The sequence below is a fragment of the Paraclostridium tenue genome (assembly GCF_039521565.1).
In the GTDB taxonomy this organism is placed as follows: Bacteria; Bacillota; Clostridia; order Peptostreptococcales; family Peptostreptococcaceae; genus Paraclostridium; species Paraclostridium tenue.
This window is the reverse complement of sequence record NZ_BAAACP010000030.1, coordinates 1-17,077: the sequence shown is the minus strand read 5'-3', so window position 1 is coordinate 17,077 and position 17,077 is coordinate 1. Positions and strand designations below refer to the sequence as shown.

14 protein-coding genes are annotated in these 17,077 nt (G+C 23.7%); 10 read left to right on the top strand and 4 right to left on the bottom strand.

What is annotated here, in order from left to right; translation table 11 throughout:
* Positions 1-34: 34 nt before the first annotated feature.
* Positions 35-232 (bottom strand): hypothetical protein, encoded by a 198-nt coding sequence (locus tag ABFX13_RS13975; protein WP_346047063.1) that lies wholly within the window; start codon positions 230-232, stop codon positions 35-37.
* A gap of 1,411 nt (positions 233-1,643) precedes the next feature.
* On the opposite strand from ABFX13_RS13975, the gene ABFX13_RS13970 reads away from it, so the two are divergent.
* From ABFX13_RS13970 to ABFX13_RS13950, 5 genes are all read left to right on the top strand, one after another.
* Positions 1,644-3,854 (top strand): peptidase domain-containing ABC transporter, encoded by a 2,211-nt coding sequence (locus ABFX13_RS13970; RefSeq protein ID WP_346047061.1) that lies wholly within the window; start codon positions 1,644-1,646, stop codon positions 3,852-3,854.
* Positions 3,844-5,355, top strand: a complete 1,512-nt coding sequence (locus ABFX13_RS13965; protein WP_346047059.1) for a beta-barrel domain-containing protein — start codon at positions 3,844-3,846, stop codon at positions 5,353-5,355. The genes ABFX13_RS13970 and ABFX13_RS13965 overlap by 11 nt, the downstream gene beginning before the upstream one ends.
* Before the next feature lie 28 nt (positions 5,356-5,383).
* Positions 5,384-5,629 carry a hypothetical protein gene (locus ABFX13_RS13960; RefSeq protein WP_346047057.1) on the top strand — a complete coding sequence of 82 codons (246 nt, stop codon included), beginning with the start codon at positions 5,384-5,386 and terminating at the stop codon, positions 5,627-5,629.
* A gap of 11 nt (positions 5,630-5,640) precedes the next feature.
* Complete coding sequence (locus ABFX13_RS13955; RefSeq protein WP_346047055.1) at positions 5,641-6,405, top strand: CPBP family intramembrane glutamic endopeptidase; 765 nt, start codon at positions 5,641-5,643, stop codon at positions 6,403-6,405.
* Positions 6,406-6,794: 389 nt separating this feature from the next.
* A complete protein-coding gene (locus tag ABFX13_RS13950; RefSeq protein WP_346047053.1) occupies positions 6,795-8,105 on the top strand; it encodes a helix-turn-helix transcriptional regulator in 1,311 nt (436 codons plus the stop codon).
* Positions 8,106-8,934: 829 nt separating this feature from the next.
* On the opposite strand, the gene ABFX13_RS13945 is transcribed toward ABFX13_RS13950, so the two are convergent.
* From ABFX13_RS13945 to ABFX13_RS13935, 3 genes are all read right to left on the bottom strand, one after another.
* On the bottom strand, positions 8,935-9,372 hold the full coding sequence (locus ABFX13_RS13945) for a hypothetical protein (RefSeq protein WP_346047051.1): 438 nt from the start codon (positions 9,370-9,372) through the stop codon (positions 8,935-8,937).
* A gap of 19 nt (positions 9,373-9,391) precedes the next feature.
* The gene (locus tag ABFX13_RS13940; RefSeq protein WP_346047049.1) at positions 9,392-10,078 is read right to left on the bottom strand and encodes a hypothetical protein; all 687 of its coding nucleotides are present in this window, start codon (positions 10,076-10,078) and stop codon (positions 9,392-9,394) included.
* Positions 10,079-10,515: 437 nt separating this feature from the next.
* Positions 10,516-11,091 (bottom strand): recombinase family protein, encoded by a 576-nt coding sequence (locus ABFX13_RS13935; protein ID WP_346047047.1) that lies wholly within the window; start codon positions 11,089-11,091, stop codon positions 10,516-10,518.
* Positions 11,092-11,314: 223 nt separating this feature from the next.
* Here ABFX13_RS13935 and ABFX13_RS13930 point away from each other — a divergent pair, with 223 nt between their 5' ends.
* The 5 genes from ABFX13_RS13930 (at position 11,315) to ABFX13_RS13910 (ending at position 16,347) form a co-directional block, all read left to right on the top strand.
* Positions 11,315-11,566, top strand: coding sequence for a DUF1413 domain-containing protein (locus tag ABFX13_RS13930; RefSeq protein WP_346047045.1), 252 nt, complete (start codon positions 11,315-11,317; stop codon positions 11,564-11,566).
* 278 nt (positions 11,567-11,844) lie between these two features.
* Entirely contained in the window at positions 11,845-12,387 is a 543-nt protein-coding gene (locus ABFX13_RS13925; RefSeq protein WP_346047043.1) for a hypothetical protein, read from the top strand.
* A 446-nt stretch (positions 12,388-12,833) separates the two neighbouring features.
* Positions 12,834-13,127 (top strand): hypothetical protein, encoded by a 294-nt coding sequence (locus tag ABFX13_RS13920; protein WP_346047041.1) that lies wholly within the window; start codon positions 12,834-12,836, stop codon positions 13,125-13,127.
* Positions 13,128-14,308: 1,181 nt separating this feature from the next.
* On the top strand, positions 14,309-15,019 hold the full coding sequence (locus ABFX13_RS13915; RefSeq protein ID WP_346047039.1) for a LytR/AlgR family response regulator transcription factor: 711 nt from the start codon (positions 14,309-14,311) through the stop codon (positions 15,017-15,019).
* A gap of 311 nt (positions 15,020-15,330) precedes the next feature.
* Positions 15,331-16,347, top strand: a complete 1,017-nt coding sequence (locus ABFX13_RS13910) for a sensor histidine kinase (RefSeq protein WP_346047037.1) — start codon at positions 15,331-15,333, stop codon at positions 16,345-16,347.
* Positions 16,348-17,077: the final 730 nt, after the last annotated feature.

Sequence of the window (17,077 nt, the reverse complement as noted above, 5' to 3'; positions counted from 1 at the left end):
AAATATGTCTACACTTTTTTATTTTATTTAAATTTTATCTATAAGCATTTTTAGATGCTTTTTGTATCATCTTCCATCCACTATGAGCTTGTCTAAAAGCCTTCTTAGGTCCATTAAAAAAACATCTTAATGGAGCAGTACCTATTTTCACAGTACCAACGAAAGCTTGTCCAGCTTCTTTCCAACCACCACCATTTATTTCTTCTAATTGATTATAATTTAGTTTTTCCATAATTAAATCTCCCTGTTAATAAAATTTACATATATGTTTAAATAAATGCTATCATAAAGAAAAAAAAATATATATATATAATGATTGAATGGTATGTTTTTTTGATTGAATAGTTTGAAATTATTATATTTTTTATAAAAGGAATATAACTAAGTTTCATATTTATTTTTATTATAAATTATCACATTAAGCGTAATACATAAAAATAGTTCATAAATTTATGTTCATAATTGCAGTTATAATAACAATAAAACTATTCCACACGTAAGGACATATACAATATATTATTATAAATAAAATATGGTGTATATCTAATTTCCTAGATTTAGGATGTAGCATAATAAAAATTGTAAAATATTTGAATAGAAATACATTTACAATTAAAAAAAATTTTATTAATAGAAAATATTTAGTACGTATAGGAAATGAAAATTATCTAAATAACATAAGAAATTGAGGAGCAAAAAGAAAATCATATAACTATACATTAATTGAATATATAGAAAATGATTTAAATGAAACTTGTTAAGTAGGTCAAATAGGCAATAGGATATGATTAGGTTATCAGTAGGATAAACCTATGAAAACTCTTTTTAAAAGGATATATCAAAAGATTATTGTAAAAGGGAATATAAATAAATGTAAGAAGAAAAATTATCAATATCTAACTTACATTATTTCAAAGTATTTAAATCTATTTCAATTGAATTAATAACTTAAAGCAACCTTGATATCGTAGTAGATATAATAAACAATAGACCTCTCAAACGCCTTGGGTATAAAAAATCTGTAGAGGTCTTTGTTTTAATATAAATATAAAATGTTGTATCTGTATTGGAAATTTATCTTATAATAAATTTTTTTGAACTTATAATTAATTTATTTTCTTCTTGAGTTTAAATTTTTCTATATAAGAGGGTATTTTTATTTGAATATTTTATTTAAGTACTTAACCAATCATATAACCTAGTTTTTGTCCGAAATGGTGTGATCTTCTATTTTCAATGTTTATTTTAATAAGATCTAAATTATTTAAATTTTTAAACGAACTACTCATAATTTGTCTCCGTTTTATTTTCTTACTGATTTCTTAAATCCTGAGATAAAACCAGCACAAAAGTCATAGATATTTTTATATTTTTTGGAGTTAAATAATAACCTCCGTTAATATCTTGTAATTAAATTTTAATTCCTTCATAGAAAACATCCTTACATTATTAAATTTATACAATCGCACCATAATAAATAAAAATAAAGATAAAAAATTACTGAATGGAATAATTTTGTGATTGATTAGTAAAATCAAAGCTATTCGATCATAAAAATACACTATTCGATCAAAGTATATTTACTTTTGTATAAAAAAAATATATGGTCACAATAGCTGACTATATATTTAAGGGGGAACTGTGTGAAAAAATATTATTGTATAAAACAACATGATTATAAAGATTGTGGATGTGCGTGCTTAGCAACTATTTGTAAAACCTATGGATTAAAATATCCTATATCTAAGATAAGAGAATTCGCAGGAACTGATAAAGAAGGAACAAGTGCTTTAGGAGTTATAAAAGCTGCTGAAAAGTTAGGTTTTTCAGCAAAGGGTGTTAAGGCTAATAAACCTGAAGACATATTTGATGGAATACCTCTTCCAGCTATAGCTCATGTTGTTGTTGATAATACAATGCTTCATTATGTAGTTATACATAAAATAAGTGAAAAAGAGATTCTTATTGCTGATCCAGCTAACGGAATAATTAAATATAAACCAATTGATTTTTTTAATATTTGGACTGGGATTTTGATAGTACTTACACCTACTTCAGATTTTAAAAAAGGAAATGAAGTTAGAGGAGTATTTACTAGATTTTTTGAGTTATTAAAACCACAAAAAGGACTATTAATAAATATCTTTTTATCATCTATATTAATAACTGCACTTGGAATAGTAGGATCGTTCTACTTTAAATTCTTATTAGACGATATAATACCTAATAATTTAAAAGATTCACTAACGATGTTTTCTATTGGCTTTATAGTTTTAGCTGTGTTTAAAGTTATTATAGAAGCATTTAGAACGCATTTACTTATTCACTTAGGGCAAAAACTAGATATACCATTGATGCTAGGATATTATGATCATGTTATTAATTTACCTATGAACTTTTTTGGAACTAGGGAAGTAGGAGAAATTATATCAAGATTTAATGATGCATCAAATATAAGAGAGGCTATATCTGGAGTTGCACTTACTATGATGATTGATGTATTTATGGTATTGATAGGAGGATCTATATTGTATTCTCAAAGTCCTTCTTTATTTGGACTAACTATAGTTCCGCTAGTATTATATGGAATAATTGTTTTTTTGTTTAAAAGTAGTATAGAAAAAGTTAACAGAGAGACTATGGAGAAAAACTCTAAATTAACTTCATATCTAATAGAATCTTTAAATGGTATAGAAACTATAAAGGCTTTTAACTCAGAAAGAGAGGTTAATCTAGAAACTGAAAAAAGATTTATAAAATTTATAAAAGCTATATTTAAAAATGAGTGCATAAATAATTTACAAGTAACGTTTAAGCGTTTAGTTGAAGGTATATTTGCTATAGTTGTTCTTTGGATTGGGTCTATTCAAGTATTAAGTGGAAATATTTCATTTGGAGAATTGTTAACATTTAATGCTTTATTGGCGTATTTTTTAGATCCAATAGAAAATATAATAAATTTGCAACCAACTGTTCAAACAGCACTTGTTGCAGCTGAAAGATTAAGTGAAATACTAGATTTAGAACTTGAAAAATCAGAGAAAGAAGATAAAAAAATAAATCCTAATTCATTAAAAGGAAATATAGAGTTTAAAGATGTTGACTTTAGATATGGAACTAGACATCTTATTTTAAAAAATATAAATATGACTATTAAAAAAGGTGAAAGAATAGCTTTAGTTGGAGAAAGTGGATCAGGAAAAACTACTTTAGCTAAATTACTACTTAATTTTTATCAGTGTGAAAAAGGCGAAATTCTAGTAAATGATTATAATTTACTAGATATTAATGTTGAATCATTAAGAGATAAAATTGCTTATATTTCGCAAGAAACATTTTTATTTAATGGAACTATATTAGAAAACTTAATGCTTGGAAATACATACTTAACATATGAAGAAGTTATAGATGCATGTCAAAAGGCTCAGATTCATGATTTTATAAATTCTCTTCCATTAAGATATAACACGTTAGTAGAAGAGAATGGATCAAATTTTTCTGGAGGACAAAAGCAAAGACTATCAATAGCTAGAGCAATCCTTAGAAAACCAGAAATACTTATAATGGATGAAGCTACAAGTAATTTAGACTCTATAACAGAAAAAGCTATAGAAAGAACTATTCATAAGTTTAGTGAAGGAATGACAACTATTATAATAGCTCATAGATTAAGTACTATTATGAGGTGTGATAATATTTACATTTTAGAAAAAGGTGAGATTAAAGAAAAAGGTAGTCATAAAGAGTTATTAGAGCAAAAAGGTAGATATTATAAACTTTGGAAAGAACAACTTCCTGAAATAAATAATATTAGAGAAATTCGAACTAAGGAGGTTGTTGCAGTTGAAGTTTAAGATAGAAGATATAAACAATTTAAGTGATAGTAGACAAGTATTAGAATCTAAACCAAATAAACTTATAATAATATTCATTTATATAGTATTAGCATTAATTTTAATGTTTTTGACTTGGACATGGTTTAGTGAAAAAGAAGTAGTTGCAAAGGTATCAGGAGTAGTAAGACCAAATAGTCATGTTCAAACAATTTCTAATATTGTTCAAGGTGAAGTTAAAAGTGTAAAAATGAAAAATGGAGAAAAGGTATCAAAAGGAGATATATTGTTTGAAATAGATTCTGATAGTTTCGAAAAAGAAAAAAAACGAATAGATGATCAAATAGATAAAATAAATGAAGATAATAATAACCTTAATAAGTTGGTCAATTCTATTGCTAATAATAAAAATTATTTTAGTAATAGTGGTAGGGAAAAAGAATATTATTATAAATTTAAAAGTTATGAGTCGGGAAATAAGGTTTCTTTAGCGGAAAAGAATAACATAGATAATTCAAAGAATGAACTTAATGATGAAAAAGCTAATTTAGAAAAACTTAACAAATCTATTATTGAAGAAACTAATTATAATGAGAAGAATTCAGCATATAGTGCACAATATGAAAGTTATATGAGCTCAAGGAAAATGATTCAAAATAAAATTGATCAATTAAAAAACTCTAAAAATGAGTTAAATAAACAGATTGAATCTGATAATAAAAAAATTAATGAAATTTCACAAGATGATGCTCAACAATTAGAGTTAATAAAGTATAGTATTGATGAGAAGCGTCAACAAGTAAGTCAAATAGATTTTGAAATAAAAAATAGTAATGAAGAATTAGAAAAATTAAAAAATGACACAATTGTTCAAATAAAAGGTACTATAGATAAAACCAATCAAAGTATCGATACTTTAAATGACAATTTGAGAAGTTTGGATGAATCCGCAGATATCAATAAAGATAGTAATAAAACAGCTACTTTGGTACAAATAGAAGAGAAAATAAATTTAAATAAACAAAGTAAAATTGAATTAGAATCTAATAAAAAACAGATAGAAGATAGCTTAGCAAAGTGTGTTGTTAAAGCTCCTGTTAATGGAAAGATAAATACAATAGTAGATTTACAACCAGGACTGGTATTACAACCAGGAACAATAGTTGCTAATGTAATGCCTGATTCAGATAATTGTAAAGTTGATTTAATGATACCAACTAAAGATATTGCTAATATAGATATTAATAAAAAAATAAAGTATAGTTTTGAAGCTTTACCATATAGAGAATATGGATTTTTAGAGGGGGAAATAGAGTCTATAAGCCCAGATTCAAAAACAGATAGTGAGACGGGTATTTCATTCTTTACAGGAGAAAGTAGTTTAAATTCAAATGTATTATATAGTAACAAAGGTGAAGAAAGTTATATTAAACCAGGAATGATATGTGAAGCAAAAATTATAATAAGGAATGAAAAAATGCTATACTATCTTTTGGAGAAGATTGGATTGAAAAATAAATAAATTAGTACTTAAGAATGGAGGAACTATTATGGAAGTAAAAGTTAAAAAATCTAAGAAACCTATGATACTAGGTATATTAAGTTTAATATCGTGGAGTATACCTATGCTAGGATTACCAGTTAGTATTTTTGGTATAGTAATATCAACAAAAAGATTAAAAGAGTATAAGTGTAAAGCATATAAAATAGGTTTAATACTAAGTATAGTAGGATTAGTTTTAACAATTTTATATTTTTCTGTTGTATATTATTTACTTGTGAATAAGATTATTTAATTGGAGGATCTATGAAAAAATTATTAAAATCATTATGTATATGTTTAGGGTTGCCTCTATTAAATTATCTGAACATAGGACTTGTTGATATAGCAGCAACAAGCTTTATTAAAGATTTTAACAATCTAGAACATGCATATACAACAGTTTTGATAGGAGATTTAGCCACATTAATTTTAACATATTTTATATTCAAGGCATACGGTAAAAAACTTTTAAGTAAAGAAATTCTAAAACCAATAAACTTAAAAAGTATAATATATATTATTATATTTGGAATTGGAATTAGTATTATTTTATCTAATTTAATAGGTATTTTAATGATGTTTAGCCCTAGTTATATAGATGTTCAAAATCAAATTCAAAATGAAAGTAACTCATTATTAAACTTAAGTATTATTATAATATTAGCTCCTGTATGTGAGGAAATATTATTTAGAAATGTAGTATTTGGATATTTGAGAAAAAATTATAATATAGTGATAGCAGTTCTTGTACAAGCACTAATTTTTGGAATAATACATGGTAATTTTGTTCAAGGTATATATACCTTTACATTAGGGATAGGATTAGCATTAGTATATATGTATTATGATTCGCTTTGGGCTTGTATTATCTTACATATAGTATTTAATTTGATGGGAGATTTAATAATTCAAATGGTAATAGATATCAACCCTGATTTTAATTATGGAATAGTAATTCTAGGGATAGCATGTTTAGGATTTTCTATTTTTAAAGTAGCAAAAAAATATGAACATATATTATATGAATAATTTAAAAGAAAGAATATCAGTAAATTGTTAAAATAAATCTAGCACTTTATATTACTATTAATTTATATACTAATATAGGGATTTATGTTAAAATTTAAGTAAAGAAATCGAAAATAAAAAGCAAAAAGCCAGGAGTTATAAGTTTTGGCCGACTTACTCCCAGCTTTTTTATATAGACACTCTTGATAAGAGAGAACTCTCATCAGAGAAATTTTATATTGTTATTATGTATTAATATTACCATACATATTCGTAGATATCAATAATTTTGATATGTAAAGCAATATAAAAATTAAATAATACGGAATTTTAGTGAGTTCTCCTGACCTGTAGTGTTGATTAAACTTATAAGAGTTATTCGATGTACTAAATGTAGAGGAGAATTTTTTATGAAAACAATGAATTTCTGTGATCATCTATATGATGAAAGTACTGATGGTTACATACAAATATTAAAATTAAATAATAAAAATAATAAAACTGAACGAACTATTAAGATATATAATACAAAAAATGAAGGATTAAAAGATGTTGTAGAAGAGCTACATAGGAAAGAAGATGTATTTCTAGCTCCAAACACTATGTTTGTTCCAAAAAGAAGAGTTGAGAATATAAGGCAGTTTAGAGCTTTATTTCAGGATATAGATTGTGAAAGTATAGGAATTGAGAAGACGGAGACAGTGTATAGAATATGGATGATGCACTATGAAGGAAAAATACCAGAGCCAAGTATGGTTGTAGATAGCGGAAGAGGCATACATTTATATTGGAGAATTCAAAATGCACCTTATGGAGCGCTAAATACATGGCAAGAACTACAAGACTATATTTATTACAATTTAAAGCATTTAGGAGCTGATAGAAGGGCTACAGATGGTGCAAGAGTACTTAGATTACCAGGAACTATAAATTCAAGATGTGCAGCAAACTGTGAGGTTTTATATATAGATAATGAGATAGAGTATTCTATGTATGAGTTAAGGGAGCAATATCTAAATTATAAACCTAAGAGTTATCAGTTTAAGATGCATCAAACTAAGAAAATTGATAATAAAGTTATTTCAAATAGATTTTTTAATTCATACAGTCTGCATATGGAAAGAGCTAATGATCTAGAGACTTTATGCAGGATTAGGAAGTACAATATGACAGGATATAGGAATATGGCCGTGCATTGTTATGCTTATTGGAAAGGGATATATGTTAGGAATGAATATGAACTAGAAAATACAGTGATAGAGTTTAATAATGCATTTACTGAACCACTGAAGGAAACAGAAGTAAAAGCTGTTTTAAGATGCATTCCAAAAGCTATAGATAGGTTTATAGCTTATGAGCAAGGGATAAGAAGTGGAGAACGTAAGAGAGTTTCTAAGGGAATGAGAGATAAAGAAGGTTATTGGTATAAGAATGAAACTTTAATAGATAGATTAGGAATAACAATTAAAGAGCAAAAGCATATGAAAACTATTATAGGGATTGATGAGAAGTATAACAGAAATAATGAGAGAAGAAGAGTAGCTCGAAGAAATGAGTATGGACTAACAAAGAAACAACAAGAGTTAAAAATACTTCAAGATAAAATTAAATTATTAAAAAATGAGGGTTTAACAAATAAAATAATATCAGAAAAGTTATCAATACCATTGAAAACACTAGAAAGACATATAACAAAAATGAGAAAAGATAATTTAATTTAATCTACCCTCATTTTTTGGCTCTTTATAAATATGTGGGGTTTACGGAGCGTTACTAAAAATTTCTATATAGATAAAAACTTTATATATTTTTTGAAGGATGTAGTTATATTAATTATTAAAAACTTTTTCGTTTCATGCCCCACCCCTATTTTAAATAGTAGTGCATAATAGATGATTTCACAATATTATTAGTAATTAGATTCTTTAATATAGTGCACTTGCGAGCATTATATTATTACGCAAAAAATAATAGCCATCATAATTAAATGAAAAGTGACTATATATTTATGTATGATTCATTTTAAGCAGAAAATATATACATAGAGCTTTATGCTAAGCTAGATGCTTACCATAAGCTATGATATAAACATGAGAAATGTTACAATCATTAAGTATTAATTTTAAATTCATAAAGGTTAATGTTCTAAAGAATATTAACCTTTATGAATATTATTAGTTTTATTAATATACTATATATTTAAAGAATTAGTTAATTATTAGATCATATTTTTGTTTAATATATTTTAAAATCAAGTTATTTCAGTAATCATAGTAATTTATTAAAGTTTGGTTTTCTGTGATATGGAAACGAGTTACTTTTACTAACTAGTTGTATATACAGTTAATTTATTTTTATTTGTAACATTTTAACTATTTAACAAAATTGTATATTATTAATACTGTAATATTCAATTACTTACACTAACTAATATAAAAATATATATTTAAAATCATATGTATCCATTAATATAACTAGGACAAGCCTATATCAACTTTTATTAATATTTGAACCACTTTTAGGTTATTTTTTTATTTAAAAAATTCAATATTAGTTTAAGTATTGTTTTATTTTTTTACTAAAGTCATATAAATTATTATTTTCTGATTCAACTAACTTAAAAAATGTTTCTAAAACTTTAAATCTTCCTATTTTATGATGATCTATCTTATCGAATAATTTTTTTAAGTCTCTTTGTAAATGATTATTCTGATTTTTTTCATATATTAGATATGCTGCTTCTGATATATATATAATGTCAAAAAGCTTTTCTGAATTTTGACTAGCTAGTAAGTCCATAGATTTAAGATTTGACTGTGTTAAATTATTTATAAAAAATTCCACTTCTGTATTTATTGATTTTTTTATATTTTTATAGAATTTTTTAGTTATATCTTTATATAATTTATTTAATGAATCCATATCAAATATAATACTGATGGAATTACTTTTAAAGCTATTAAATATTCCATCTCTTGTTAAACTCAATTCTACTCTCATTAAGTTTTTATCCACTATTTCTGAATATGAGTTTTTGATTTGATTTATTGTATATTTTAAGATGTTGTCTATTAGATTTAAATGAGCAACTATTATTGCCATTATCATTATATCCATGAGACTCTTTGTAATATTTATTTTGCCTATTTAAATCAAGTATATATTTCATACAATCATCAAACTTTTTTTGATCACAATCTAATTCAAATGTTTTGTTTACTTCTAAACTTTTTATTATCCAGGTACTTGGATCTTTTAGGTATATTCCGTCTGACTCTAATTGATTTATTACATTAAGTATTACACATTTGGCGTCATCTGATTTATGCACATTATAAATATTATGAATAGTATTGTAACATACTCTAGGAAAAGTAATATCTAGTTCGCAGATAATACTTTTAGGTTTATTAGAACCATTACTTTGCTTTTTTATTTCAATTCCATAGGATACCGCACTTTTAAGTCCATTATCAATAACTACACAATGCTTGTACTCTTTTACACTTACATAATTACCTGTGGATTTATTTATTATATCCATTTTTAAAAAACTATTAGGATCAGCATAAGACAAAGTTTCCTGACTTTTTAAGGCTAAGAAATCTATACATTTTAGACTCACTAAAAATTTAACCCTATCTAAACCTACTTTTCCTAATAGACATTCATCAATTTGTATACTATAATTCATAACTACTCTCCTTATATCAAAAATCTACCTAAATTGGGTAGTCATGAACGATATGCTGAGCAAATGGCATATATGTAACATTTGAATTAAAATTTTTTGTTTTTTCAATATTGATAACATCTATTTCACAATTTTTTTAAAAAGTATATATTTACAATGATGCTTTTGAAGTAATTGAATTTTAATATGCCTTCAGCATAAAACGAAAAAAAGAACCTAAAAATAGGTTCAGTAAAATTATTTATTATATTTTTCTAAGCAATCAATAAAAAATTGAGTTACTATATCTTATTGTTTCAATTCAGGATATTTTTTTGTAAATTCTAAAAACCTTTCTAATGCATTAGAATCTATTTTAAAAGATCTATATTTAACTTATCCTATAAATTTATATCGTCTCTATTTATTATTTTACACCCACTATTAGATAAATAGTTTTAATTTATTTTAGCTAATTTTCTTTTTGCTCTTATCAATGTTGATTTGCTTATTCCAGTTAACTCTTCTACTTGTCTATAAGTATGATTCTCTAATAAATTTAAAGCATGTTCTATTTGTTTAGATCCATATATTTTTGGTCTTCCTTCTTTAAAGTTTGGATCTTTCTTAGCTAATTCTTTTCCAGTTTGAGTTCGTTCAATTATTATATTTCTTTCCATTTCTGCTACTGCAAGTAATGTTGTTAAAAAGAATTTACCCATTGTAGTATCTTCTAATAATCCAACATTTAAAACATGAACTGCTACTCCTTTAGCGAATAAATTTTCTATTATATTGATCCCTTCAACTGTATTTCTAGCTAATCTATCTAATTTAGTTACAACTAATGTATCTCCTTCTTTAATATTTTCTAATAAATTATTCAAGATCGGTCTATCTAATTTAACTCCTGTAAATTGCTCTTCTACTATTTGTGAATTTTCATATTTTAATAAAATTTCTTGTTTTTGAGCTTGCAAACCATGTCCATCTAGTTGTGCTCGAGTACTTACTCTTGTGTATCCATAAATCATTTATTCATATCCACCTTTTTTTATATTTAAAGAATATCTTTTGATACTAGGTTATGACACCCTTCAATATATTGATACTACTAAATAAAAAAAAAGGTGTCAATACTGTAAAGTTATGACACTTTAACTAATAGAATATTAATTTTATAAAACTTCTTGACTTAGTAGCTAATAGCTATTGCTATAAAGTTGTTAAAAATTATAGTTATTCAGGAGGCATATTATGAATGTAACTAGTAATACATCACTTGAAGAATTATTTGCAATAGTAAAGAATACATTAAATGAATTAAATTCAGGAGAAGAGTTTATAGTAAAGGATCTCTTCAGAGGTTTTGAATGGAATCGTATAGCAAAAGGTAATCGTACTAAACTTGGTTCTATGGTGTTTAACTTTGTTAATCATGAAGGTTCGACTATTATTGATCTATTAGGTAAAACTCCTCAAAATCAGCAAAAATACAAAAAGATATAAAATTAAGCACCTATAATTAGGTGCTTTTTATTTTAACATAAAGAGTCCATCTGTTAGGATTTGATACAATTCTATAAATAAAAAAGTAGATGTATAATTTACATCTACTTTTTAAATATTATTATAATTCTTCTGCATCAATACCTAAATAGTTTTATATACTTATAAAACTATTAAACTTAAAAAAATGATTATATAGTTAAAACTATATAATCATTTTTTTAAGTTTAATTACAGAACACTACAATTGTAGTTTATAATAAAAGTGAGGTGATATCGTGAATAAAGAAGAATTTAATAAATTAAATTTTTTAGATAAAGTAAATTATATAAATAGTAGGTTAAAAAAAGGAGAAACCGTAATTAGAATAAGAGAAGATATTGGAATAGGTGAGAAAGCATTTCAAAAAGAGATGAAAATAAACGGTTATAAATACAACAGTAAAGAAAAGCAATATATATCTACTGAAGAGAAAAAACCTACAATTGTAGTTGATCCAACTACAATTGTAGGTTATAAAAATACAACTGTAGTACCTAAACAACAGCTAGAAATTTTAGGGTATTTAGAAAGTAATTTTGAGATTTTACAAGAGTTTATAGAGAAGTATAAATCCACTACAAAGTCCACTACAGAAACCACTACAAATTATATTTCAATAAATTTAATAGATGATAAACATTTAAATCCAAAACCTAAAAGTATAAGAATAAATGAATTTGTATATCAAGAATGGAAAGATTTTTGTGAAACTAAACGCTATAGTAAGCAAGATCTAATATCAATGGCACTTAAAGAATATATGGAAAAATATAAGTAAATATATTTAATAATTAAAGATGTAATTGAAAGCGGTTGCTAATTAAAAAGTTATTTTACTTTATTATAAAGCTTAAAAAAATAACTATAAAAATACTTGGGGGAAAACTAAGTTAATAACTTTCTCTAACATAAAAGACGGTATTTATAAGACTTTTATGTCAATAATAACTGCATATGAACTAGTTAAAGATAAAATTAAAAAGATATTATTAATGGGATTTAGATTTGCAAGAAAAGCTTACTCAATATGTATATAAAGTAAACCATGAAGATAAAACAACCATAGAATATAGTAGATGGGTTAAGTACAGAATATGTAATTATAAAATAACCTAATCTAAACTATTCTAACATAGACATAATACGATCTGATATAGAAATAGATATGTTTGGTGAAAAAATAAGTTTACAACCAGCTAGAGAAAAAGTACTTGTAGATGGTATATGAAAAACTTAGACGTATTAGTAAAATATGATTATATAACTTGTGACTTATCACCAAGTTACAAGTTAACTGTTAAAAATATTTTTTATCTAACAGATTCTATAATAGTACATATTACAGACAAAAACATATACTCTTTAAGAGTAGCAGCTGTATTTAAAGAACTATGGATAAGAGATAAATATTATTTAGAAAATGAATATGATGATAGAGTTATTTATAAGAAGAAGCCCTTTGTTGAAAAATCACGATTAAGTATAAGTAGTTATTTAAGCAAAAATAATCAAAAGTAATTTAGTAAAGAAGAAGTTGAAAATATAGTAAAGGAATTGAAAGAAAAGGATGTGTTATAGATACCTAAAATAGATATACATATATTAAATTAAGAACTACAAAAATCAAATAAAACAACCGTTATTCATGAAACTAATAAATCATCAATATCTATATATTACATTGTCAAAAAGGAAAAAAAGAAAAGTAAAGATCAAGTAGGGGTAACTTTGGATAAAGAGATAGTAGATAAATTAAAAACTGTAGTTATTGATTCAAATATAACTATGTCAAAGTTATTTGAAAATTTATTTACACCACTTTTAGAAGATGTACAAATCAAACCCTAAAATATAGAAATTTATAATAAGAAAAACAAATTAAAAGGTAGAAGAAAATCAGAATAACAACTTGTAATCAAGTTGTTTTAATGTACTTATAAAAAATAATAAATAACTTAATTATTTTTTATTTTTTATAAGTATTAGCATTAAAACTATTAATTCCATGAACATATTTATATAAATGTTAAATACAAATAACTTTTCTAAAGAGTTATGTATACAAAGACATATAGTATATGTCAAATTGAAATTTTTAAGAAATTTTTGATCAAATTTCATTTTAACTAACAAATATCAATGAATGTATTAATTTAATAATATAGATTCTTTTTTGCACTTCTAATGAATAAAAGATCAGTAAATAATTAAAAAATGCCGTAACACAATGTATGGATGGTATTTTAATAATATTATGACCGTACCTTACAATTTATTAAATTGTGTTTTGATTATTTCAAATTTTATTCTTAAAAATCAATAATTTCCTACGATAGTTCAACATAATAATTAAAAATCTAAGAGTTATTTTATTTACTGAAATATAGGATAAAATGATATGAATTTTAAAATGGTTATATAGAAAATATTCGACTTAATAATAAAATGATTTTTTTTATATGTATATATTTGCAAAAAAATTACAATATATGGTAATATTGAGGCTGTGCTTTCAAATATAAAAATCTAGGAATTATAGGTTTAGTTACTTATTCATAGATTGAAATAGAATATTCTAGATAAGAGCTCAAATTAAAATTACTTATAAATACTTACATCGATTTAACATAAAAAGATAGTTTAGAACATCATTTATAATTAGCTAAAAATATCTAGCTAATTATATAGGGGAGGACATTATGAAAATTAAAATAGCTATTTGTGATGATGAGTATATTCACAGAAAAATATTAATAAAATATATAGAAAAACTATTTCTAAGTGAACTTTATGAAGTATTAGAATTTAGTAGTGGAGAGGAATTATTAGGTAACTATCCTAGAAAATTAGATATACTTTTACTAGATATTCAAATGTTAGGTATAAATGGTCTTGAAACTGCCAAAAAAATAAGATTATTTGATACAAATGTAACAATTATTTTTACTACTGCAATTTCAGACTTTATGCAAGAAGGATATGAAGTAAGAGCATTTAGATACTTGTTAAAGCCAATAAAGTATAGTGATTTTTCAAAACATTTAATTCAATGTAAAAATGAAATACTTAATAATAAGGAAAAATATATATCAATAAAAGAAATTGATGAAGGAAAAACTATTATTATTCCTGTAAATTCTATACTATATGTAGAAATGGAGTGTAGAATTACATTAATACATACAGATAGCAAAATATATAAAACAAGAGAAAGTATAAAAAATTTTGAAAATGAATTAAAAAAATATTCATTTTATAGGTGTCATAGAGCATATTTAATAAATTTATATAAGATAAGTTCTATAGGTAAGAACATAGCTATAATAAAAGGTAATGAAGTGTTAGTTAGTAGATACAAAGTGAAAGAGTTAAAAATGAAAATTACAGATATATTAGGGAGTTTAATATGATTGATATACAAAATATTTTTTTTGAATTATTAAACTTTATTAATGGAGTAGTATACTTACTCACATTTAAATCTATAGTAGATAATATTAGTTGTAAAAAACTTAGTAAAAAAATTAATTATGTATTTATTACCTTATCTTCAATATGTATATTTATTTTTAAGTTTGAAAGCTCAATAATACTTATATTAATATGTTTTTCTTTTTATAAACTTAATTATGAACAAAATATCTTAATGTGTATTTTTATTAGTTTATTATATTGGTTTCTTGTATATATACCGATTGAATATATTAGTATAGACTTAGTATTGAATATAAATTATAATGATTTAATTCTTGATTTTAATATAAATTCTATAGTAGTTGATATTGAAACAATGATAATTCAAAATATATTTATGCTGATTATATTTAAGATATGCGTTCAAATAAATAAATTTAAGAAATTTAAAAATATATGTATAAAAATGAAGTACATATCTATATTTGTACCAATTTTGATAGATGTTTTAATGATAATAATAATATTTAGAATAATTGCAGTAGATAAAGTAATATCAAAATTTTATATAATGATTTTAATAACTGTGTCAATATTAGTTTTAATTTCTAAGTGGCATAACTTCTATATGATGAAAAAAAGCATATATAGTTATAAATTAGATTATGAAAATAAAATTATTAAAGATAATGTACTTAAAGAAGAAAATTATTACAAAGAAATAAAGAATGAAAAAGATAAAGTTAGATTTTTACATCATGATATGAAAAATCATATGATTTGTATAAGAAATCTATGCGAAGATGGAAATATTGAAAAGGTCTTAGAATATATAGATAGCATGGAAATTAATATAAATAACTATAATAAATTAAATAAAGATTTTAACACAGGAAATATGATATTAGATTCAATTTTACGAGTAAAAAAATCTATATGCATTGAGAAAAATATAAATTTTTATGTGGATATGGATTTTTCTAAGGGGAATTTTATGGATATGGTTGATATATGCACTATATTTTCTAATTTAATAGACAATGCAATAGAAGCCTGTGATAAGATATATAACTATGATATACCTAAAAAAATAATATTAAAAAGTAAGTATATAGATGGATTTTGCATTATTTCAATTAAAAATACTAAAATTAATGAAATTAAACAAAGAAAAAATTTGTTTTTGACCAACAAAAAAAATTCATATATGCATGGAATAGGATTAAATAATGTAAGGAAAGTAACTGAAAAATATTTTGGACAAATAAACTTTACTTATTATAAAAATACTTTTATTGTTAGAGCTATGATTCCTTATAAATAAAGGATATTTAACTATGACAATACTATATGTATAAATTTAAATGTTTATTTGAATTTTTTAGATTAGGCAAAATACATATAAAAAATAGTATCGCTAGAAATGGTCAATACCAGATTATATATATGTTCATTATAGTATTGGGGGCTATTAAGATAAAATTTAAACAAATTATCTTGGATTGTATGAAAATAGCTACTATTTATTGAACAATAGTAGCTATTTTCATATATCTAAGTGTTTTCAACCTAAAATAATTAAAAAAATAGTCATATGCCTATAGTGGCGAAGGCATTTTAGAATCATATTTCATGATTTCTATTAAAAGTTGAAAAGTGTGGGATTCTTTTCTGTAATGAGTATTCTAAAAATCAATGATAGGATGTATTTATTTTATATATCTGATTAGTTACCTCATATATGCAATTCCAAATAAATATTCAATTAGCTAGAACTACAGGGTCAATATTTTATAAATAAAGCTAAAATCTATATAACTTTCTATTTTTCTAACTAAATAATTTTTAGGAGCTAAAGAATCTAGTGTAATCAATTCATCTTGATTTACATGATTCTATTTTCATTAAAAATCACTTCATATATGATTATAAATAAAATAAAAAAGTGTAGACATAAATATGTCTACACTTTTTTATTTTATTTAAATTTTATCTATAAGCATTTTTAGATGCTTTTTGTATCATCTTCCATCCACTATGAGCTTGTCTAAAAG

Coding starts and splice junctions, on each gene's coding strand:
- ABFX13_RS13950 (WP_346047053.1), top strand. CDS start 6,795: ATGAAAACAATGAATTTCTGTGATCATCTATATGATGAAAGTACTGAT.
- ABFX13_RS13915 (WP_346047039.1), top strand. CDS start 14,309: ATGAAAATTAAAATAGCTATTTGTGATGATGAGTATATTCACAGAAAA.
- ABFX13_RS13940 (WP_346047049.1), bottom strand. CDS start 10,078: ATGAATTATAGTATACAAATTGATGAATGTCTATTAGGAAAAGTAGGT.
- ABFX13_RS13935 (WP_346047047.1), bottom strand. CDS start 11,091: ATGATTTATGGATACACAAGAGTAAGTACTCGAGCACAACTAGATGGA.
- ABFX13_RS13960 (WP_346047057.1), top strand. CDS start 5,384: ATGGAAGTAAAAGTTAAAAAATCTAAGAAACCTATGATACTAGGTATA.
- ABFX13_RS13955 (WP_346047055.1), top strand. CDS start 5,641: ATGAAAAAATTATTAAAATCATTATGTATATGTTTAGGGTTGCCTCTA.
- ABFX13_RS13975 (WP_346047063.1), bottom strand. CDS start 232: ATGGAAAAACTAAATTATAATCAATTAGAAGAAATAAATGGTGGTGGT.
- ABFX13_RS13930 (WP_346047045.1), top strand. CDS start 11,315: ATGAATGTAACTAGTAATACATCACTTGAAGAATTATTTGCAATAGTA.
- ABFX13_RS13920 (WP_346047041.1), top strand. CDS start 12,834: ATGAAAAACTTAGACGTATTAGTAAAATATGATTATATAACTTGTGAC.